Here is a 16,660-nt window from a genome sequence, read left to right on the forward strand (position 1 = left end):
GCGAGCTCTCTGCAAGGAGAGAATACATGACTGCCAAACCTGCGCTCAAGCCTGAGCGCCCGTTCTTTTCGTCCGGTCCGACCGCCAAGTTCCCCGGCTGGTCGCTCGCCAAACTCCAAACCGAATCGCTGGGCCGTTCGCACCGTTCTTCGGTCGGCAAGGCGCGTCTGAAATACGCGATCGACCTCAGCCGCGAGCTGCTGGGCGTGCCCGACGATTATCTCGTCGGCATCATGCCGGGTTCGGATACCGGCGCGCTCGAATGCGCGATGTGGACGATGCTGGGCGCAGGCCCCGCCACCGTCGCCGCGTGGGAAAGCTTCGGCAATGTGTGGATTCAGGATGCGGTCAAGCAGTTGAAGCTGCCCGACCTACAGGTGCTCGACGCGCCCTATGGCGAAATTCCCGACCTGAATTCGATCCCACAGGAAAACGACGTCGTCTTCACCTGGAACGGGACGACCAGCGGCGCGCGCATTCCGAACACCGACTGGCTGGCAGCTGATCGCAAGGGCATCACCATCAACGACGCGACCAGCGCCGTCTTCGCGCAGGAGATGGACTGGGCGAAGCTCGATGCCACGACCTATAGCTGGCAGAAGGTGATGGGCTCCGAAGCGCAGCACGGCATGCTGATCCTCAGCCCCAAGGCGGTAGAGCGGATCGAAAGCTACGATCCCGAATGGCCGCTACCCAAGCTGTTCCGCCTGAAGAAGGGCGGCAAGATCAACACCGCGATCTTCGAAGGCGCGACGATCAACACGCCGTCGATGCTGGCGACCGAGGATTACATCGCCGCGCTCGAATGGGCGAAGTCGATCGGCGGCCTGCCTGCGATGATCGAACGCGCCAATGCCAATGCCAAGGTGCTGACCGACTGGATCGAGGCGACGCCCTACGTGCGCAACATGGTCGACGATCCGGCCAAGCGGACCAATACTGGCGTGTGTTTCGTCTTCCAGGGCGAGTGGTTCGACAGTCTGCCTGAAGACGAGCAGGCCGCAGTGCCCGGCAAGATCTACAAGATGCTGGAGGCCGAAGGCGTCGGTTACGACTTCAACGGCTATCGCGACGCGCCCCCGTCCCTGCGCATCTGGTGCGGCGGCACGGTCGAGAGCGAAGACATCGCGCGCCTGATCCCGTGGATCGAGTGGGCCTTCGCCGAGCTGCAGAAGTAGGCTCGCACCACCCCTAGCTATCCCGTCACCCTGAACTCGTTTGTGCCTCGCACAGCTTCGCTTCCAGGGTCCAGTTCTCCATCATCGAGCCTTCGTTCGAGAAGGCTCGGTGGATGCTGAAACAAGTTCAGCATGACGATTTGAGGGAAATGAAATGTCCCAGAAACCCAAAGTCCTGATTTCCGACAAGATGAGCCCCGACGCCGCCAAGATTTTCGCGGAGCGCGGCTGCGAAGTGCATGAGAAGACCGGCCTTTCGCCCGATGAGCTGAAAGCGATTATCGGCGAATATGAAGGCCTTGCGATCCGTTCCTCCACCAAGGTCACGCCCGAGATCCTCGAGGCCGCGACCAATCTGAAGGTCATCGGCCGCGCAGGGATCGGGGTCGATAATGTCGACATCCCCGCCGCCAGCGAACGCGGCGTGGTGGTTATGAACACGCCCTTCGGCAACTCGATCACCACCGCCGAGCACGCGATCGCCATGCTGCTCGCGCTCGCGCGGCAAATTCCGCAGGCGAACGCGCGCACGCAGGCGGGCGAATGGCCCAAGAGCGACTTCATGGGCGTCGAGCTGACCGGCAAGACGCTCGGCCTGATCGGTGCGGGCAATATCGGCAGCATCGTCGCCAGCCGCGCGCAGGGCCTGCGGATGAAAGTAATCGCCTACGATCCCTTCCTGACAGAAGAGCGCGCGGTCGACATCGGCGTCGAGAAGGTGGAGCTGGACGACCTGCTCCGCCGTGCCGATTGCATCACGCTGCACACCCCGCTGACCGACGAGACGCGCAACATTCTCTCGGCGGAAAACCTCGCCAAGACGAAGAAGGGCGTGCGGATCGTCAACTGCGCGCGCGGCGGGTTGATCGACGAGGCGGCGCTGGCCGAGGCGCTCGACAGCGGCCATGTCGCGGGCGCGGCGCTCGACGTGTTCCAGACCGAACCCGCGAAGGAGAGCCCGCTGTTCGGCAAGCCCGGCTTCATCTGCACGCCGCACCTGGGCGCTTCGACCCGCGAGGCGCAGGAGAATGTCGCGCTGCAGGTGGCCGAGCAGCTGAGCGATTTCCTGCTCACCGGCGCGGTCACCAACGCGCTCAACATGCCCAGCCTCAGCGCGGAAGAAGCGCCGCGTCTGAAGCCCTACATGCAGCTGGCCGAAAGCCTCGGTTCGCTGGTCGGGCAGCTGGCGCATGGCAGCCTGCCCAAGATCGCGATCGAGCTGGAAGGCGATGCAGCCGAGCTCAATCCCAAGCCGATCACCGCAGCGGTGCTGGCGGGGCTGATGCGCCGCTTCTCGCAGAGCGTGAACATGGTCAACGCGCCGTTCCTCGCCAAGGATCGCGGGATCGAGGTGCGCGAAATCCGCTCCACCCGCGAAGGCACGTACCAGACGCTGATTCGGGTGACGGTGGAAACCGACGCGGGCAAGCGATCGGTCGCGGGGACTTTGTTTGGCCGTGAAGCGCCGCGTCTGGTCGAGATCTTCGGTATCGGGATCGAGGCGGAGCTGGATGGCCACATGATCTACGTCGTCAACGACGATGCGCCCGGCTTCATCGGGCGGATCGGCTCTCTGCTGGGCAATCGCGGGATCAACATCGGCACCTTCAACCTCGGCCGCAAGCAGGCCGGGGGCGAGGCGGTGCTGCTGCTGAGCCTCGACCAGCCGGTCGACGACGCGCTCATCGCCGAGGCCGAGGCGCTGGAAGGCGTGCGTACGGTCACCGCGCTGAGTTTCTAGAACCGCTTTTCGTCATCCCAGCTTCCGCTGGGATGACGAGGGCGTTAGGGGCAGGCGCATGACCACGACCGACGACCTGCTGCCCGAAGGGCTGGCCGACAACCTGCCCGCCGATTCCGCCATGCTCGGCCGCGCGATGCGCGCCGCGCTCGATGCGATGGACGCGCATGGATACGACCGGGTCAGCCCGCCGCTGGTCGAGTTCGAGAAGTCGCTCGGCCACCGGATGGACGGGTTGCAGACCCGCACGATGTTCCGCTTCGTCGACCCGGCGAGCCTGCGCACGCTTGCGCTGCGCAGCGACATCACCCCGCAGATCGGGCGCATCGCCGCCACCGCGCTGAGCGCGCGCGCACGGCCCCTGCGGCTGTGTTACGCGGGCGAGGTCACGCGGATCGCGGCGGACCAGCTCGATCCGGTGCGCCAGCGCCTGCAGGTCGGCGCGGAGCTGATCGGGTCGGACAGCGTCGCCGCCGCGAGCGAGGTGGTGCTGACCGCGCTTGCCGCGCTGGAGGCGGTCGGCGTCGAAAACCTGTCGGTCGATTTCACGCTGCCCGATCTCGTCACCACGCTGGCCGCAGGGCCGTTCCCGCTGGACGAGGAACAGGCCGATGCCGTCAGGCGCGAACTCGATGCCAAGGATGCGGGCGGGTTGAAGGCGGTTGGCGGCGATGCCTACCTGCCGCTGATCCACGCCGCAGGGCCTTTCCCCGATGCGCTCGACAGGCTGCGCGCGATCGACGCGGGCGGCGCGCTGGAAAGCCGGATCGCGGGGCTGGAGCAGATCGCCGCAGCAGTCGGCAACCGCGCGCGGATCACGCTCGACCCGACCGAGCGGCACGGATTCGAATATCAGAGCTGGTTCGGCTTCACGCTGTACGCGGGCGATGCGCGCGGCGCGCTGGGCCGGGGCGGCACCTACCTGATCCGCGGGACGGACGAGCCGGCGACCGGCTTCTCGATCTATCTCGGCCAGGCGCTCCCGCTGCTGCCCGCAGCCGAGCCGCGTGCGATGCTCTACCTGCCGCGGGGCCACGACGGCGAGGCGGCGGCGAGGCTGCGCGGCGAGGGCTGGCGCACGCTCGCCGCGCTGTCCGATGATGAAGACCCGCTCGCGCTGGGCTGCACGCACCGGCTGGACGGCGGCGAGGCGAAGCCGCTCTAGTCTTCGGCCAGCACTTCCAGCGTATCGACCAGCTCGATATTGCTCATCATGCCCAGATAGCGGTCGTAATAGGGCTTGTGCGACACGCCCACGATGGCGAGCGTTCGCGTGTCCGTGCCGATCACCTGGCGGATATTGGCGACCATGCGCAGATTGCGCGTCTCCCAATAGGCGAGATAGGTCTGGCCGGCGTCGCTCGGCGTGCGCGCCCCCGCCGCCGCACCGAAATCGCCCTCCATCGCCAGCGCGAGTGATGCGGGTGAATTGTAGCGGCGATACCATTCGAGGATGGGCATCGAGCCATCCTCCATCGCCGCGTCCCATTCCTCGTATTCGGTAATGCGCTTCCTGGTCGGTGCATTGTCCCAGATCGCGCTGATTTCCGGCCCGTAGGCCTCGGGGTCCTTGGGATCGCTTCCGCTCATCTGGTCGTCCACCCGGTCGACCCGGTCGAGGCCGAGGCGCACCGCGAGCCGGGCGGCGATGACGACGTTCTCGTTGTGCCGGGTGTCGAACTTCTCGAGATAGGCGACCAGTTCGGCGGGCAGGTCGTCGCCCGCCGCACGCTCGGCTTCGGGCAGGCGGAGCCATTGGACCAGCGCCGATTCCGGCTCCCCGATGGCGAGGAACAGGCCGATCAGCCGCCGCCGTTCGGCGTTGTTCCGCTGGTCTCCCGGCTTGGCGAGCAGTTCCATCACCCCGAATTGCGCATCGCGTCCGCTCACGCCCAGCGCAGCGCGCGCCGGGCCGGGATCGGGGCAATAGGTATCCGCATTGCCCGGGTCGAACAGCCGCAGATTGTCGCACTGAACCCCATCGATCCCCTCGACCGCGATCGCCTCGGGCGCCCATTCCTCCAGCTTGTCGAGCAGCGGATCGAACCGTTCTAGCGGGAAATCCTCGGGCAGGGACGACAGGTGCGACGTGCCCAGCACCAGCACCGGGGTAAGATCGCCGCGTTCCTGCGCCGCCTCATCGACAATATCGACCAGATCCGCCGGAAGCGGCGCTGCCGCCTGTGCGAGGAGTGATACGGCGAACAGAAACGACATGGGCGACCTCCGGTGCGAAGGTCGCCCATGTGCTATAGCATCATAATACGGTCAAGCGGTCAGCCGTTGAACTTGCCCGGTTCGGGGCCCATCCGGCCGTCCTCGCTGTCCAGCGCATCGATCTTCGCCATCTGCTCTTCGCTCAGTTCGAACGACAGCGCGCTGTAGTTGTCGCGAATGTGATCGGGATTGGTCGAGCGCGGCAGCACGGAAAAGCCATGCTGGATGTGCCAGCGGATGATGACCGCGCTGGCGGACTTGCCGGTCTCCTCGGCGATCGCCTTGATCGTGTCGTTGTCCATCCCGTTGCCCTGGCCGAGCGGCGACCAGCTCTGGGTGACGATGCCCATATCCTGATGCACCTTGCGCATTGCGCGCTGCTGGAAGCTGGGGTGCAGCTCGATCTGGTTGAGCGCGGGCACCACGCCGGTTTCGTCCACGATCCGCTTCAGGTCTTCCTCGCGGAAGTTGGATACGCCGATGGACTTGGCCTTGCCTTGGTCGCGCAGTTCGATGAATGCCTTCCACGTCTCCACGAACAGGCCCTTGTCGGGGCAGGGCCAATGGATCAGCAGCATGTCGACGTGATCGCGGCCCAGCCGTTCCAGACATTTGTCTGCGGCTTTCAGCGTGCGGTCGTAACCCTGGCTTTCATTCCAGATCTTGGTCTGGAGGAAGATGTCTGCCCAGTCGCCGATGCCTTCGCCGACACCCTTTTCGTTCTTGTAGATCGCGGCGGTGTCGATCAGCCAGTAACCGGTTTCGAGCGCGGTAGAGACCGCACCTGCCGCCTTGTCTTCCTCGATCTGCCAAGTGCCGAAGCCCAGCTGGGGAATCTGGCGATCGTCGTTGAGGGTGAGTGTGGGGTAGTCTTTGCTCATGAAATCTCCTTTTGCCTGTCCAACACACGCGCGCGCCGAAATGTCCCGATCAATTCCGATAAGGCGTTTCCTACCCGCATCGCCCATGCCATAGGCGCGCGGCTGTGCGCGGCGCTTTTCCCGGTCGGGGCGTTTTAGTCCCCTGGACAGTGTGTCAGGTGTGTCAGGCAAAGCCGCCGCACGCCGGGCCGATGTCGGCAGGCGCAATGAGTTTTGAAGGAGTGCAGGTGTGGCCAACGTAACCGTGATCGGGGCCCAGTGGGGTGACGAGGGCAAAGGCAAGATCGTCGACTGGCTGGCGAGCCGGGCCGATGCCGTGGTCCGCTTCCAGGGTGGCCACAATGCGGGCCATACGCTGGTGGTCGACGGCACGACCTACAAGATCAGTCTGGTGCCCTCAGGCATCGTGACCGGCACGCTCTCGCTGATCGGCAATGGCGTGGTGCTCGACCCGTGGGCATTGAAGTCGGAGATCGAGAAGCTGGAAGGGCAGGGGGTGAAGATCACCGCCGACAACTTCGCCGTCGCCGACAACTGCCCGCTGATCCTGCCGCTCCACCGCGACCTAGACGGCCTGCGCGAAACCGCAGCGGGGCAGGGCAAGATCGGCACCACCGGGCGCGGGATCGGCCCGGCTTACGAAGACAAGGTCGGCCGCCGCGCAATCCGCGTGTGCGACCTCGCGCATCTCGACGAGATCGAACCCCAGCTCGACCGGCTGTGCGCGCACCATGATGCGCTGCGCGCGGGCTTCGACGAGCCGCCGATCGACCGCGAACAACTGATTGCAGAGCTGCGCGAGATTGCACCCTTCGTGCTGCAATTCGCGCAGCCGGTGTGGAAGCGACTGAAGAAGGTCCGCAAAGCGGGCGCGCGGATCCTGTTCGAAGGCGCGCAGGGCGTGCTGCTCGATGTCGATCACGGTACCTATCCCTTCGTTACCAGCTCCAACACGGTGAGCGGGACTGCGGCGAGCGGTTCGGGCCTCGGCCCCAATGCGACCGGTTTCGTCCTCGGGATCACCAAGGCCTACACCACCCGCGTGGGCAGCGGGCCTTTCCCGACCGAGCTGGAAGACGAGATCGGCCAGGGGCTGGGTGAGCGCGGGCACGAGTTCGGCGTGGTGACGGGGCGCAAGCGGCGCGTCGGCTGGTTCGACGCGGTGCTGGTGCGCCAGACCTGCGCGATCAGCGGGGTGACGGGCATCGCGCTGACCAAGATCGACGTGCTCGACGGGATGGACAAGGTGAAGATCTGCACCGGTTATCGTATCGACGGCAAGATCTACGACTACCTGCCGAGCCACGCGGCGAGCCAGGCGCGGTGCGAGCCGATCTACGAAGAGATGGAAGGCTGGCAGGAAAGCACCGCCGGTGCGCGCAGCTGGGCCGATCTGCCCGCCAACGCGATCAAGTATATCAGCCGCATCCAGGAATTGATCGAGTGCCCGGTCGCGCTGGTTTCGACCAGCCCAGAGCGTGAGGACACGATCCTGGTCCGCGACCCGTTCGAAGACTAGGCGCGATGCCGGGTGGGGCGGGCAACCCGCTCCACTATGGATGCGATTGACTTATTCCCCCTTTGTTCTCATGAATGCGTGTGGAACAAAGAGGGAATAGTGATGCTCCACACCGAGTCGCGTGCCGCCGGAAGCAATACCGATCTCAGCTACGCGCTGGCGGCCGATGCGCCCGCGGACGGGCCTGCGTACGCGCCAAGGGATGGTGGCGGACTCCCGGTCGCGATCTCGCTGTTCGCCGACCGCCCGCATGTGCGCGAGGCGATGCGCGCCGATGCGCAGCTCGCCGGGTTCCGCGTGGCGCAGGCCGAAGGGCTGATCGCGCTGGATGATGAAAAGACGCGCGCTCTGGGCGATCTGGTCGCGGTTGATGCCTCGGGCGCGGATGCGGCGACGCTCGCCATGCTCGCGCGGCTGGATGCGCGGATTGCGCGCTCGGGCGGGCAGCTGATCGTCGCGACCACGATCGGCGCGCTCGAACCGGTGATGGTCGCGATGGGCGAAAGCGATCCGGTGCTGCTGGTCGAGCCGGGGCGGGGGGAGCGGCTGGTCGCCTTCGGCGAGGCGCTGGCGCGGTTGGCCGGGGCGCGGGTGCGCGACCTTTCTGCCGAAGACCGGGTGGCGGTGATGCGGCTGGTCGAGCGGGTAAGCCTGCTGGCGGAGAAGCTCGACGGGTTGATGGCAAGCGACGACGTACCGCGCGATGGCAGCGCCGCCTTCGCCTTCGGCACGGGGCAGGAGGCAACCGGGAACCTGCGCGAGCATCGCCAGCGCGGGCGGGAGGCCGATGCGCCCTCGCCGGTGCCCGGCCTGCCCGATCCGCGCCGAATCCGCGCACTGATCCGCAAGCGGCAGGCGCGCGCGCGGTTCTTCGAGGCGGAGCTGTTCGCGGACCCGGCGTGGGACATCCTGCTCGATCTGACGGCCGCACGGGCGGAGGGGCGGCGCGTCTCGGTCACCTCTCTGTGCATCGCCAGCGGTGTGCCGCCGACCACTGCGCTGCGCTGGATCGCGCAGATGACGCGGCAGGGCCTGCTCCGCCGCGAGGAAGATCTGGTCGACCGACGACGCGCATTCATCGCGCTCAGCGATGGCGCGGTGGAGGCGATGGCCCGCTATTTCGACGCCACCGGCGCGTGCGACTGCGCCGGAATCTAGTCTCGCGTGAGAATGACCGCAAAGCCCTCCACAGGGCGATCGGGGGCGGTGTCCAGCGGATGGCGCGCGGCATCGGCGCGGGCGCGGGCGAGGATCGCGGGCGGCACGTCCGCGTCGTGATAGATCGCATCCGCTTCGCCCAGCCAGCGCGCCTGCCGCAGGGTGAGGTCTTCGGGATCGTCGCTGACGAGCGCGATCCTCTCCAGCCGCGCCGGTGCATCGGTAGCGGGATTGCTCAACCAGTCCTCGACCCTCCCGGCAGAGCCTTCGTCCAGCGGGTCGAGCGTGCCACCGGGCCGCAGTGCCGCGTCCACCGCGCGGCGGCGTGCGTCGCCATCGGGCAGCTTCGCGCGCAGAGTATCGCGCCCGCTTGCCAGCGCCCGCGCGAGTTCGCCAAGCCGCTGCGGCAGGATCGCTTCGAGCCGCAGGCGGATATGCTTGGCAAGACCGGCGGAGGCCCCGCCGGTGCCGATCGCGATCAGCAGCGGATCGCGGTCGAGAATGCTCGGCGTGGTGAAATCGCACAGGTCGGGCTTGTCCGCGACGTTGACCAGCAGGCCCTTCGCCTTGAGCCGCTGACGCGCCGCCGCAGCCTCTCCCGCATCCTCCAGCGCGACGAACGCCAGCGAGGCATGATGCGCCTCCGCCTCACCCACGGCGACCGCGCCCGCGCGTTCGACCAGCCGGCGCTTCGCCTCCGCCATCGGTCCGCTGCCGACCACCACGATGCGGCTGCCCGCAACCTGGTGGAACAGCGGCAGCGAAGCGATCAGTCCAGCCATTCCGGCACGCGCTCCGCATCCATGATCGCACCCGCATCGATCCGGTCGGCGACGACGGCGAAGTCGCTCCCGCTGACCAGCACTTCGGGCACGAAGCCGCGCGAATTGTACGAGGATGCCATGGTCGCGCCGTAGGCCCCGGCTGTGCGGAACACCGCCAGATCGCCCGCGACCAGCGCGGGACAGTCGCGGTTGGTGGCGAAGGTGTCACCGGTCTCGCAGATCGGGCCGACGATGTTGGCGGTCATCCGCTCCTCGGTCTGGGCGACCGGCTCGAAATCGTGCCACGCACCGTACAGGGCAGGCCTGGCAAGATCGTTCATCGCCGCATCGACGATCACGAAGGGATTGTTGAGCCCGCGCTTCACCCGGACCACGCGGGTCAGCAGCACGCCGGCATTGCCCGCGATCACGCGACCCGGCTCGAACACCAGCTGTACGCCCCAGTCGCGGGTCACGCGCGCGACCATCGCGCCGTAATCGGCGGGGCTGGGGAAGCTCTCGCCCGCCCGGTAGGGCACGCCCAGTCCGCCGCCCAGATCGACCCGGGTGATCGTGTGGCCCGCCTCGCGCAGCTGGCCGAGCAGCGTGCCGATCTTCCCGAAGGCGGTTTCCAGCGGCGCGAGATCGGCCAGCTGGCTGCCGATATGGATCGCGAGGCCTTCAAGCGCGAGACCGGGCAGCGCGCCCAGTTCGGCAAAGGCCTCGCCCGCGTGGTGCAGCGGTACGCCGAACTTGTTGTCCGCCTTGCCGGTGCTGATCTTCTCGTGCGTGCCCGCGTCGACATCGGGGTTGATCCGCAGCGCGCAGCGCGCCTTCTCGCCCCGCGCGGCGGCCAGCTCGGCCAGTTCGCGGCCTTCCTCGCGCGATTCAATGTTGAACTGCGCGATACCGGTGTCGAGGCCAAGCTCCAGCTCGGCGCGGGTCTTGCCTACGCCCGAAAACACGATCTTGTCCGGCGTCATCCCGGCGGCGAGCGCGCGGCGCAGTTCCCCGCCCGAAACCACGTCCGCGCCGAAGCCTTCACGCTGCAACACGCGCAGCACCGCAAGGTTGGGGTTGGCTTTGACCGCGAACAGGATCAGCGGGTTGTCGAGTTCGCCCAACCCTTCGCGAAACACGCGCGCATGGCGTTCCAGCGTGGCGCGCGAATAGACGTAGACGGGGGTCCCAACCTCCTGCGCGATTGTGGGCAGGGGCACATCCTCGGCGTGGAGGATGCCGTCGGTCAGCTTGAAATGGTCCATCGTACTTGGTTCGGCCTAACTCGGGTTCGCCCTATTCGGGGGGCAGGTCGAAAGGATCGTCCTCGCGCTCTTCGGAGCGGGTGCGCAGCTCGGTATCGCGGATCGGCTGTGCGATCACATCGGGTTCGAGCAGCTCTTCCGCAGTCAGTCGCTGGTCGCTGCCATAAGGCGCAGGCGGCAGGGTTTCGCCCGGCGGCGGCTGCAAGGCGGCCCGCTGGCCGCAGGCGGACAGCGCGAGCGGGAGAACGGCGGTGAGCACGAGGGCGAGGCGGATGCGCATGGTGTTTCGCTTCAACTGTCGAGGCCGAGCGCGCGGCGCGCCTCGGTCACCTGCTGGCGTACCCGATCGGGCGCGGTTCCGCCATAGCTGCGGCGCGAGGCGACCGATCCTTCGAGCGTGAGGTTGGCGAGCGCTTCCGGCGTCACCCGCGCATCGATCGCGGCAAGATCGTCCTGCGTCAGCTCGCCCAGCGCGCAGCCCTTTGCATCGGCCCGCGCCACCGCAGCGCCGGTGATGTGATGCGCCTCGCGGAAGGGCACACCCGCCTCGCGCACCAGCCAGTCGGCCAGGTCGGTCGCGGTCGCATGGCCGCTGCCCGCCAGCGCGAGCATCCGCTCGGTGTTGAACTCAGCACCCGCGATCATCCCTTCCATGCTCGCCAGTGAGAGCACCAGCAGGCCGTGCGTCTCGAACACCGGCGGCTTGTCGTCCTGCATGTCCTTCGCATAGGCCAGCGGCAGGCCCTTCATGGTGATTGAAAGCGCGGTCGCCGCGCCGATGATCCGGCCCGCGTGCCCGCGCACCAGTTCGGCAGCGTCGGGGTTCTTCTTCTGCGGCATGATCGAGCTGCCGGTCGAGAGCGAATCGGGCAGGCGGATGAATCCGAAGGGCTGGCTTGCCCAGATGATGATCTCTTCGGCGAGGCGCGAGAGGTGGATGCTCGCGATGCTGGCCGCGTGCAGGTAATCCATCGCGAAGTCGCGATCGGACACGGTGTCGAGGCTGTTGGCGGTGGGGCGTGCGAAGCCCAGCGCCTTTGCGGTCGCCTCACGGTCGAGGTCGAACCCGGTGCCCGCCAGCGCGGCGGCACCCAGCGGGCATTCGTCGAGCCGCTCCTTTGCGGCTGCAAAGCGCATCCGGTCGCGCCGCAGCATCTCGTAATAGGCCATCAGGTGATGCCCCAGAGTGACCGGTTGTGCGGCCTGCAGATGGGTGAAGCCGGGCATGATGTCGGCTGCGTGCTGCTCCGCGCGCATGACCAGCGCGGCCTGCACCAAAGCGAGCCCGGCGTCGGTCTCCTCGATCGCCTCGCGGGTCCACAGCTTGAAATCGGTCGCGACCTGGTCGTTGCGGCTGCGCGCGGTGTGCAGGCGGCCCGCGACCGGGCCGACCAGTTCGGTCAACCGCGATTCCACGGTCATGTGGATGTCTTCCAGATCCCAGTTCTCGGGCACGCCATCCCGCTCGTACTCGGCGGCGATGGTCTGGAGGCCGTCGTCGATGGTGTTCGCATCTTCCTGCGACAGGATGCCCTGTGCGGCCAGCATGCTCACATGCGCGCGGCTGCCCGCGATATCCTGCCGCCAGAGCGCCTTGTCGAAGGGAATCGAGGCATTGATTTCGCGCATGATGGCACTAGGCCCGTCGGCGAAGCGGCCGCCCCACATCGCGTTGCCGCGCCCTGCGCTGGAGGTATCCGTGTCCCGTTCTGCCATTTTGCCTGCGCTCGCCATCGTCCTGATCCTGAGCGGGTGCGATAGGGAGGCCGACCCGGCCCCGCAAGAGAGTGCGGCGCAGACCGAGGCTGGCAAAGAGGCGAAGCCCGGCGAGATCGACCGGAGCCATGCGGGCGACCTGATGCCCGCCGCCAACATGGTCGACCCCGAAGGCGCGGTGCTCAATCTGGGCGCTCTTCAGGGGCGCCCGGTGCTGATGAACCTGTGGGCCACCTGGTGCGCGCCGTGCGTCAAGGAAATGCCGATGCTCGACCAGCTGGCGGCGGATTACGAGGACGAGCTCAACGTGGTCACGATCAGCCAGGACATGGGCGATCCGGCCAAGATCACTGCATTCTTCGAGAAGAACGATATCAACAGCCTGCCACCGTGGATCGATCCGCAGCTCGCGCTGGGCGAGGCGATCGGTGCGGCGACGCTGCCGACAACCGTGATGTACGATCGCAGCGGGCAGGAGGTGTGGCGGGTTACCGGCGAGCTGGACTGGTCGAGCGAGCCGGCGCGCGAGGCGGTTCAGCAGGTCGTCGATACGCCCTGAACGCACGGGCCGCTAACGTGCGAGCGCTTCGTAATCGGGCACGGCGAGGCCCAGCGGGGCGAGCGGATTGCCGACCAGCCCGGCGACCAGCCGTGCCCGAATTCGCGGCCCCGGCGGCTCGCGGCCCAACGGGGTGAGTAGAAAGTCGCGCAACAGCGCGTGCCACGCCTTGTCCGACTGGTAGAGCGGCGTCGCCGCCCAGGTGAGCGCCTGATAGAGCTTCACATGCCGGCTGCGCAGCCGCGCTGCATGGGCGAGGCGCTCCTGCAGATCGCCGTGCGAGGCGATGCCGCGCGCGAGCGCAAAGGCGTCGAGCAGCGCCATGTTCGCGCCTTGCCCCAGCTGCGGGCTGGCCGAGTGCCAGGCATCGCCGATGTGGATCAGCCGCTCGCCCACAGGTTCGGGCACGCGGCGATGGGCGTAGCGGGCGAAGGTCAGCTGTTCGGGCTCGGTAATGTGTGCCAGCAGCCCCTCGCAATCCGGCCACAGCGCGCAGACCTGCGTCTTCCACGCATCGAGCCCGGCCTCGCACCATGCTTCGTATGCGCTCGCCTTGAGCGACCAGAAGAAGGAGAGTTCGCGCCGCTCGCCCTCCACCCGCACTCCGGTGGGCAGCACGCCCGCCATCTGCTGCGCGTGGGTGTATCGCTGTTCGAGCAGGCCTGCATCGAACGGAGCATCGGCGGGCCAGTCCAGCGTCGTCCACAGCGCCCCGAAGGCGAGCCATTCGCCGCACGGCGGGGCGAGGGGGGAGGAGGTGCCCAGTGCATCGACCACCAGATCGAACGCGCGGGTGGTGCGCCCGTCGTCGCAGGTCAGCGTCCGGCCGCTTGCCTCGATACCCGTGGCGGCAACGGGGAAGCCGGTCTCGATGGCGATCCCCTCGGCCTGCGCGGAGCGGAAAAGCAGGGCGAACAGGCTGCCCCGGTGGATCCCGATCCCGCACGCTCCCGCCACGCCGAGATCGGCATAGCGCGCATCCAGCGCGACATCTCCCTGATGGTTGAGCCCGTGGAGCGCGCGGATCGACGCGCCGTGGGCGAGGATGTCGGGCGCAAGGCCCAGCGCATCGAGCACCGCCAGCCCGCTCGGCTGGATCATCAGCCCCGATCCGATCGGACGCGGCTGATCGAATCGCTCGAACAATGTGACCCGGTGCCCCTGCCGATGCAGCAGCAGCGCAGCGGCGAGGCCCGCCGGTCCGCACCCGGCAATCGCGATGTCGAAATGGCTCATCGCCGCCCGATTGCCGCGTCGGTGCGGTATGGGCAAGGGATGGCCGGAAAAGGAATGGTGGGCGATGACAGGCTCGAACTGCCGACATCTTCGGTGTAAACGAAGCGCTCTACCAACTGAGCTAATCGCCCGATCACATTCGGGAGGGCCGCTATCTAGCGGCCCAAACTTGAAAATCAATTGCCAGAAATTCGATTGAAAGCATGTGCGGGCAGGTTAGGGCGGCTTTCATGACGCTTCCCCGTATCCTCGTCCTTGCCACAGGTGGCACCATCGCAGGCCAGGCCGGCGACGCCATGCGCGCCGATTATCGACCCGGCCAGATCGGGATTGAGGACTATCTGAGGCAGGCCAGCGGCCTGGGTGTCGCGGCCGATTTCACCGGGCGGCAGATCGCCAATATCGGATCGGAAGACATCGACGCCTCGATCTGGTCGCGCCTTCATGCGGAAATCGACCATGCGATGCGCGACGACGGCGTCGACGCGGTCATCGTCACCCATGGAACCGATACGGCGGAGGAGACCGCCTTCCTGCTCGACCTGACATTGCCCAGCACCAAGCCGGTCGTGCTGGTCGGCGCGATGCGGCCCGCCGACGCGGTCGGATACGACGGGATGCGCAATTTCGCCAATGCGGTGCGGGTCGCGGGCGATCCGGATGCTGCGGGACGCGGGGTGCTGGTGGTGATGGGCGACCGTGTCCATTCCGCGCGCGACGTGCGCAAGGCGCAGACCCGCGCGACCGAGGCGTTTCGCGGCTTCCCGCGCGAATCGGTCGCGATCGTCACGCCCTCGCGGCTCGACTGGTTCGGGGCGCCGTGGCGGGTGGGGGATGACGCATCTCTGCGCTTCCTGCCGCTGCCCGACGTGCCGATTCTGGCGGTCTATGCGGGGATGACCGCAACCGCCGCCGCGCGCCAGCTAGCCGACAATCCGGCGGGGATCGTCGTTTCCGGGCTTGGGGAGGGCAACATGCCCGATCCCGTGCGGCAGATATCGGTGGAGCATGCCCGGCGCGGATGCCTGGTGGTGCGTGCCAGCCGGACCGACGAAGGGCTGGTCGATCGCGAGCCACAGGACGATGCCAACGGCTTCGTCGCCTCGCGCGCGCTCGCCCCGCCCAAGGCGCGGCTGCTGACCGCGCTGCTGATCGCCAACGGGATTACCGAGCCAGCAGAGGCGCAGCGCCACTTCGACGGGCGCTAGGCTCAGTTCCCTCCCTTTGGGGCAGCGGGTTGGGGGTGGGGGCTGCAACATCGGCGTTGCACACCCCCACCCAGCAGTTGCGGATTACCCGTGCGGGGTAACCAGATACTTCTCGCCGGTGCGCATCTGGCGGTATTGCAGCACCGCGTCCTTCTCCAGCATGCCTTCGAGCGTCACTTCCTTCGTGTACTCGCTCTTGAAGGTGGTGGTCAGGTTCTCCAGCACGCGCTTGCGCATGCGGGCCACGGTTTCCTTGCCCGCGCTCTGCATGAAGGGGAACAGCAGCCAGCCCGACAGCGTCCAGCCAAAGCCGTAGGACGGGGTCAGCACGGTCGGGCTGAGGTCGAGCCGGCCGTAGATGTACATCTTCTTCTGCTGGTTCGACCCGTAGCGGCTGTATTCGGTCATCTTGCCGACCGCGACCTGCTCCATCGCCTTGAAGGCATTGTCGACCGCTTTGCCCCCGCCGATCGGATCGAAGCCGATGAAGGCGTCGGTCTCGTCGATAGCGTTGCGCAGCTGTTTCATGAAATCGTCGTCGGACGAATTGACGATATGCTTGGCACCCAGGCCCTTCAGCACATCGACCTGTTCCTGCCGGCGCACGATGTTCACCAGCTCCATCTCGTCTTCCTGACAAATGCGCACGAGCATCTGGCCGAGGTTGGACGCGGCGGCGGTGTGCACGATCGCCTTGAAGCCTTCCATCTTCGCGGTCTCGACGAAGCCGAGCGCGGTCATCGGGTTGACGAAGGCGGAGGCGCCGTCCTTCGACGAAATGTCGCCCAGCGGCAGGCACATATTGGCATCGGCGATGGCATATTCGGCGTAGGCGGTGCCGGGCACGCAGGAGACGCGCTTGCCCATCAGGGCCTTTGCCGCATCGGAATCGCCGGTTGCTATCACTTCGCCCGCGCCTTCATTGCCGACCGGCATGCGCTGGCCGTGGCGGCCCTTGGAGCCCGAATTGAACGGCTCGGGCATCTTGGCGACGATCTTGCCCTCGGAATAATCCGCATTCTCGAGGTCCGCCTGGCCAAACAGCAGGGCAAGATCGCTCGGGTTGATCGGCGCGGCTTCCATTTTCACCAGCACCTGATTGCCCTTGGGCTCGGGGAATTCGCTGGTCGCGACTTCGACGGTCAGCGTGCCGTCGCTTTCCAGCGTGGTGAAGATCTGTTTGCCGGTGGTGGTCATGGGGTCGCTCTCCTTGTGAAT

The 16,660-nt window shown here is 66.9% G+C and carries 15 protein-coding genes and 1 tRNA gene; 7 read left to right on the forward strand and 9 right to left on the reverse strand.

Features of this window, described 5'->3' with window-relative positions:
- Positions 1-26 precede the first annotated feature (26 nt).
- From K7H93_RS12940 to K7H93_RS12950, 3 genes are all read left to right on the forward strand, one after another.
- A complete protein-coding gene (locus K7H93_RS12940; RefSeq protein WP_230783968.1) occupies positions 27-1,178 on the forward strand; it encodes a phosphoserine transaminase in 1,152 nt (383 codons plus the stop codon).
- A gap of 154 nt (positions 1,179-1,332) precedes the next feature.
- The gene (serA, locus tag K7H93_RS12945) at positions 1,333-2,919 is read left to right on the forward strand and encodes a phosphoglycerate dehydrogenase (RefSeq protein WP_230783969.1); all 1,587 of its coding nucleotides are present in this window, start codon (positions 1,333-1,335) and stop codon (positions 2,917-2,919) included.
- A 58-nt stretch (positions 2,920-2,977) separates the two neighbouring features.
- On the forward strand, positions 2,978-4,084 hold the full coding sequence (locus K7H93_RS12950) for an ATP phosphoribosyltransferase regulatory subunit (protein WP_230783970.1): 1,107 nt from the start codon (positions 2,978-2,980) through the stop codon (positions 4,082-4,084).
- Here K7H93_RS12950 and K7H93_RS12955 read toward each other — a convergent pair.
- Entirely contained in the window at positions 4,081-5,136 is a 1,056-nt protein-coding gene (locus tag K7H93_RS12955) for a DUF5694 domain-containing protein (RefSeq protein ID WP_230783971.1), read from the reverse strand. The two genes, K7H93_RS12950 and K7H93_RS12955, sit on opposite strands and share 4 nt — an antisense overlap.
- 59 nt (positions 5,137-5,195) lie before the next feature.
- Positions 5,196-6,017 (reverse strand): aldo/keto reductase, encoded by an 822-nt coding sequence (locus K7H93_RS12960; protein ID WP_230783972.1) that lies wholly within the window; start codon positions 6,015-6,017, stop codon positions 5,196-5,198.
- Between the two features lie 229 nt (positions 6,018-6,246).
- Here K7H93_RS12960 and K7H93_RS12965 point away from each other — a divergent pair, with 229 nt between their 5' ends.
- Together K7H93_RS12965 and K7H93_RS12970 are read left to right on the forward strand one after the other, a co-directional pair.
- A complete protein-coding gene (locus K7H93_RS12965) occupies positions 6,247-7,536 on the forward strand; it encodes an adenylosuccinate synthase (protein WP_230783973.1) in 1,290 nt (429 codons plus the stop codon).
- 102 nt (positions 7,537-7,638) lie between these two features.
- Complete coding sequence (locus K7H93_RS12970) at positions 7,639-8,694, forward strand: helix-turn-helix domain-containing protein (RefSeq protein WP_230783974.1); 1,056 nt, start codon at positions 7,639-7,641, stop codon at positions 8,692-8,694.
- On the opposite strand, the gene K7H93_RS12975 is transcribed toward K7H93_RS12970, so the two are convergent.
- Genes K7H93_RS12975 through argH form a run of 4 tightly spaced genes read right to left on the reverse strand, consistent with a single transcriptional unit; the run spans position 8,691 to position 12,439 of the window.
- The gene (locus K7H93_RS12975) at positions 8,691-9,476 is read right to left on the reverse strand and encodes a precorrin-2 dehydrogenase/sirohydrochlorin ferrochelatase family protein (protein WP_230783975.1); all 786 of its coding nucleotides are present in this window, start codon (positions 9,474-9,476) and stop codon (positions 8,691-8,693) included. The genes K7H93_RS12970 and K7H93_RS12975 overlap by 4 nt on opposite strands.
- Positions 9,464-10,723, reverse strand: coding sequence for a diaminopimelate decarboxylase (lysA, locus tag K7H93_RS12980; protein WP_230783976.1), 1,260 nt, complete (start codon positions 10,721-10,723; stop codon positions 9,464-9,466). The genes K7H93_RS12975 and lysA overlap by 13 nt, the downstream gene beginning before the upstream one ends.
- A gap of 31 nt (positions 10,724-10,754) precedes the next feature.
- Positions 10,755-11,003, reverse strand: coding sequence for an LPS translocon maturation chaperone LptM (gene lptM, locus K7H93_RS12985; protein WP_010238758.1), 249 nt, complete (start codon positions 11,001-11,003; stop codon positions 10,755-10,757).
- 11 nt (positions 11,004-11,014) lie between these two features.
- On the reverse strand, positions 11,015-12,439 hold the full coding sequence (argH, locus tag K7H93_RS12990; protein ID WP_230783977.1) for an argininosuccinate lyase: 1,425 nt from the start codon (positions 12,437-12,439) through the stop codon (positions 11,015-11,017).
- Here argH and K7H93_RS12995 point away from each other — a divergent pair.
- Positions 12,423-12,998 carry a TlpA family protein disulfide reductase gene (locus K7H93_RS12995; protein ID WP_230783978.1) on the forward strand — a complete coding sequence of 192 codons (576 nt, stop codon included), beginning with the start codon at positions 12,423-12,425 and terminating at the stop codon, positions 12,996-12,998. The genes argH and K7H93_RS12995 overlap by 17 nt on opposite strands.
- Before the next feature lie 12 nt (positions 12,999-13,010).
- Here K7H93_RS12995 and K7H93_RS13000 read toward each other — a convergent pair whose 3' ends face one another.
- Both K7H93_RS13000 and K7H93_RS13005 read right to left on the reverse strand, forming a co-directional pair.
- Positions 13,011-14,234, reverse strand: a complete 1,224-nt coding sequence (locus K7H93_RS13000) for an FAD-dependent oxidoreductase (RefSeq protein ID WP_230783979.1) — start codon at positions 14,232-14,234, stop codon at positions 13,011-13,013.
- A 55-nt stretch (positions 14,235-14,289) separates the two neighbouring features.
- Positions 14,290-14,365: transfer RNA gene (locus K7H93_RS13005), tRNA-Val, on the reverse strand.
- Between the two features lie 99 nt (positions 14,366-14,464).
- Here K7H93_RS13005 and K7H93_RS13010 point away from each other — a divergent pair.
- Positions 14,465-15,442 carry an asparaginase gene (locus K7H93_RS13010; protein ID WP_230783980.1) on the forward strand — a complete coding sequence of 326 codons (978 nt, stop codon included), beginning with the start codon at positions 14,465-14,467 and terminating at the stop codon, positions 15,440-15,442.
- Positions 15,443-15,526: 84 nt separating this feature from the next.
- Here K7H93_RS13010 and K7H93_RS13015 read toward each other — a convergent pair whose 3' ends face one another.
- Positions 15,527-16,639 carry a zinc-binding dehydrogenase gene (locus K7H93_RS13015; protein ID WP_230783981.1) on the reverse strand — a complete coding sequence of 371 codons (1,113 nt, stop codon included), beginning with the start codon at positions 16,637-16,639 and terminating at the stop codon, positions 15,527-15,529.
- Between the last annotated feature and the right edge of the window lie 21 nt (positions 16,640-16,660).

The organism is Citromicrobium bathyomarinum (assembly GCF_021021475.1).
GTDB classification, from domain to species: domain Bacteria; phylum Pseudomonadota; class Alphaproteobacteria; order Sphingomonadales; family Sphingomonadaceae; genus Alteriqipengyuania; species Alteriqipengyuania bathyomarina.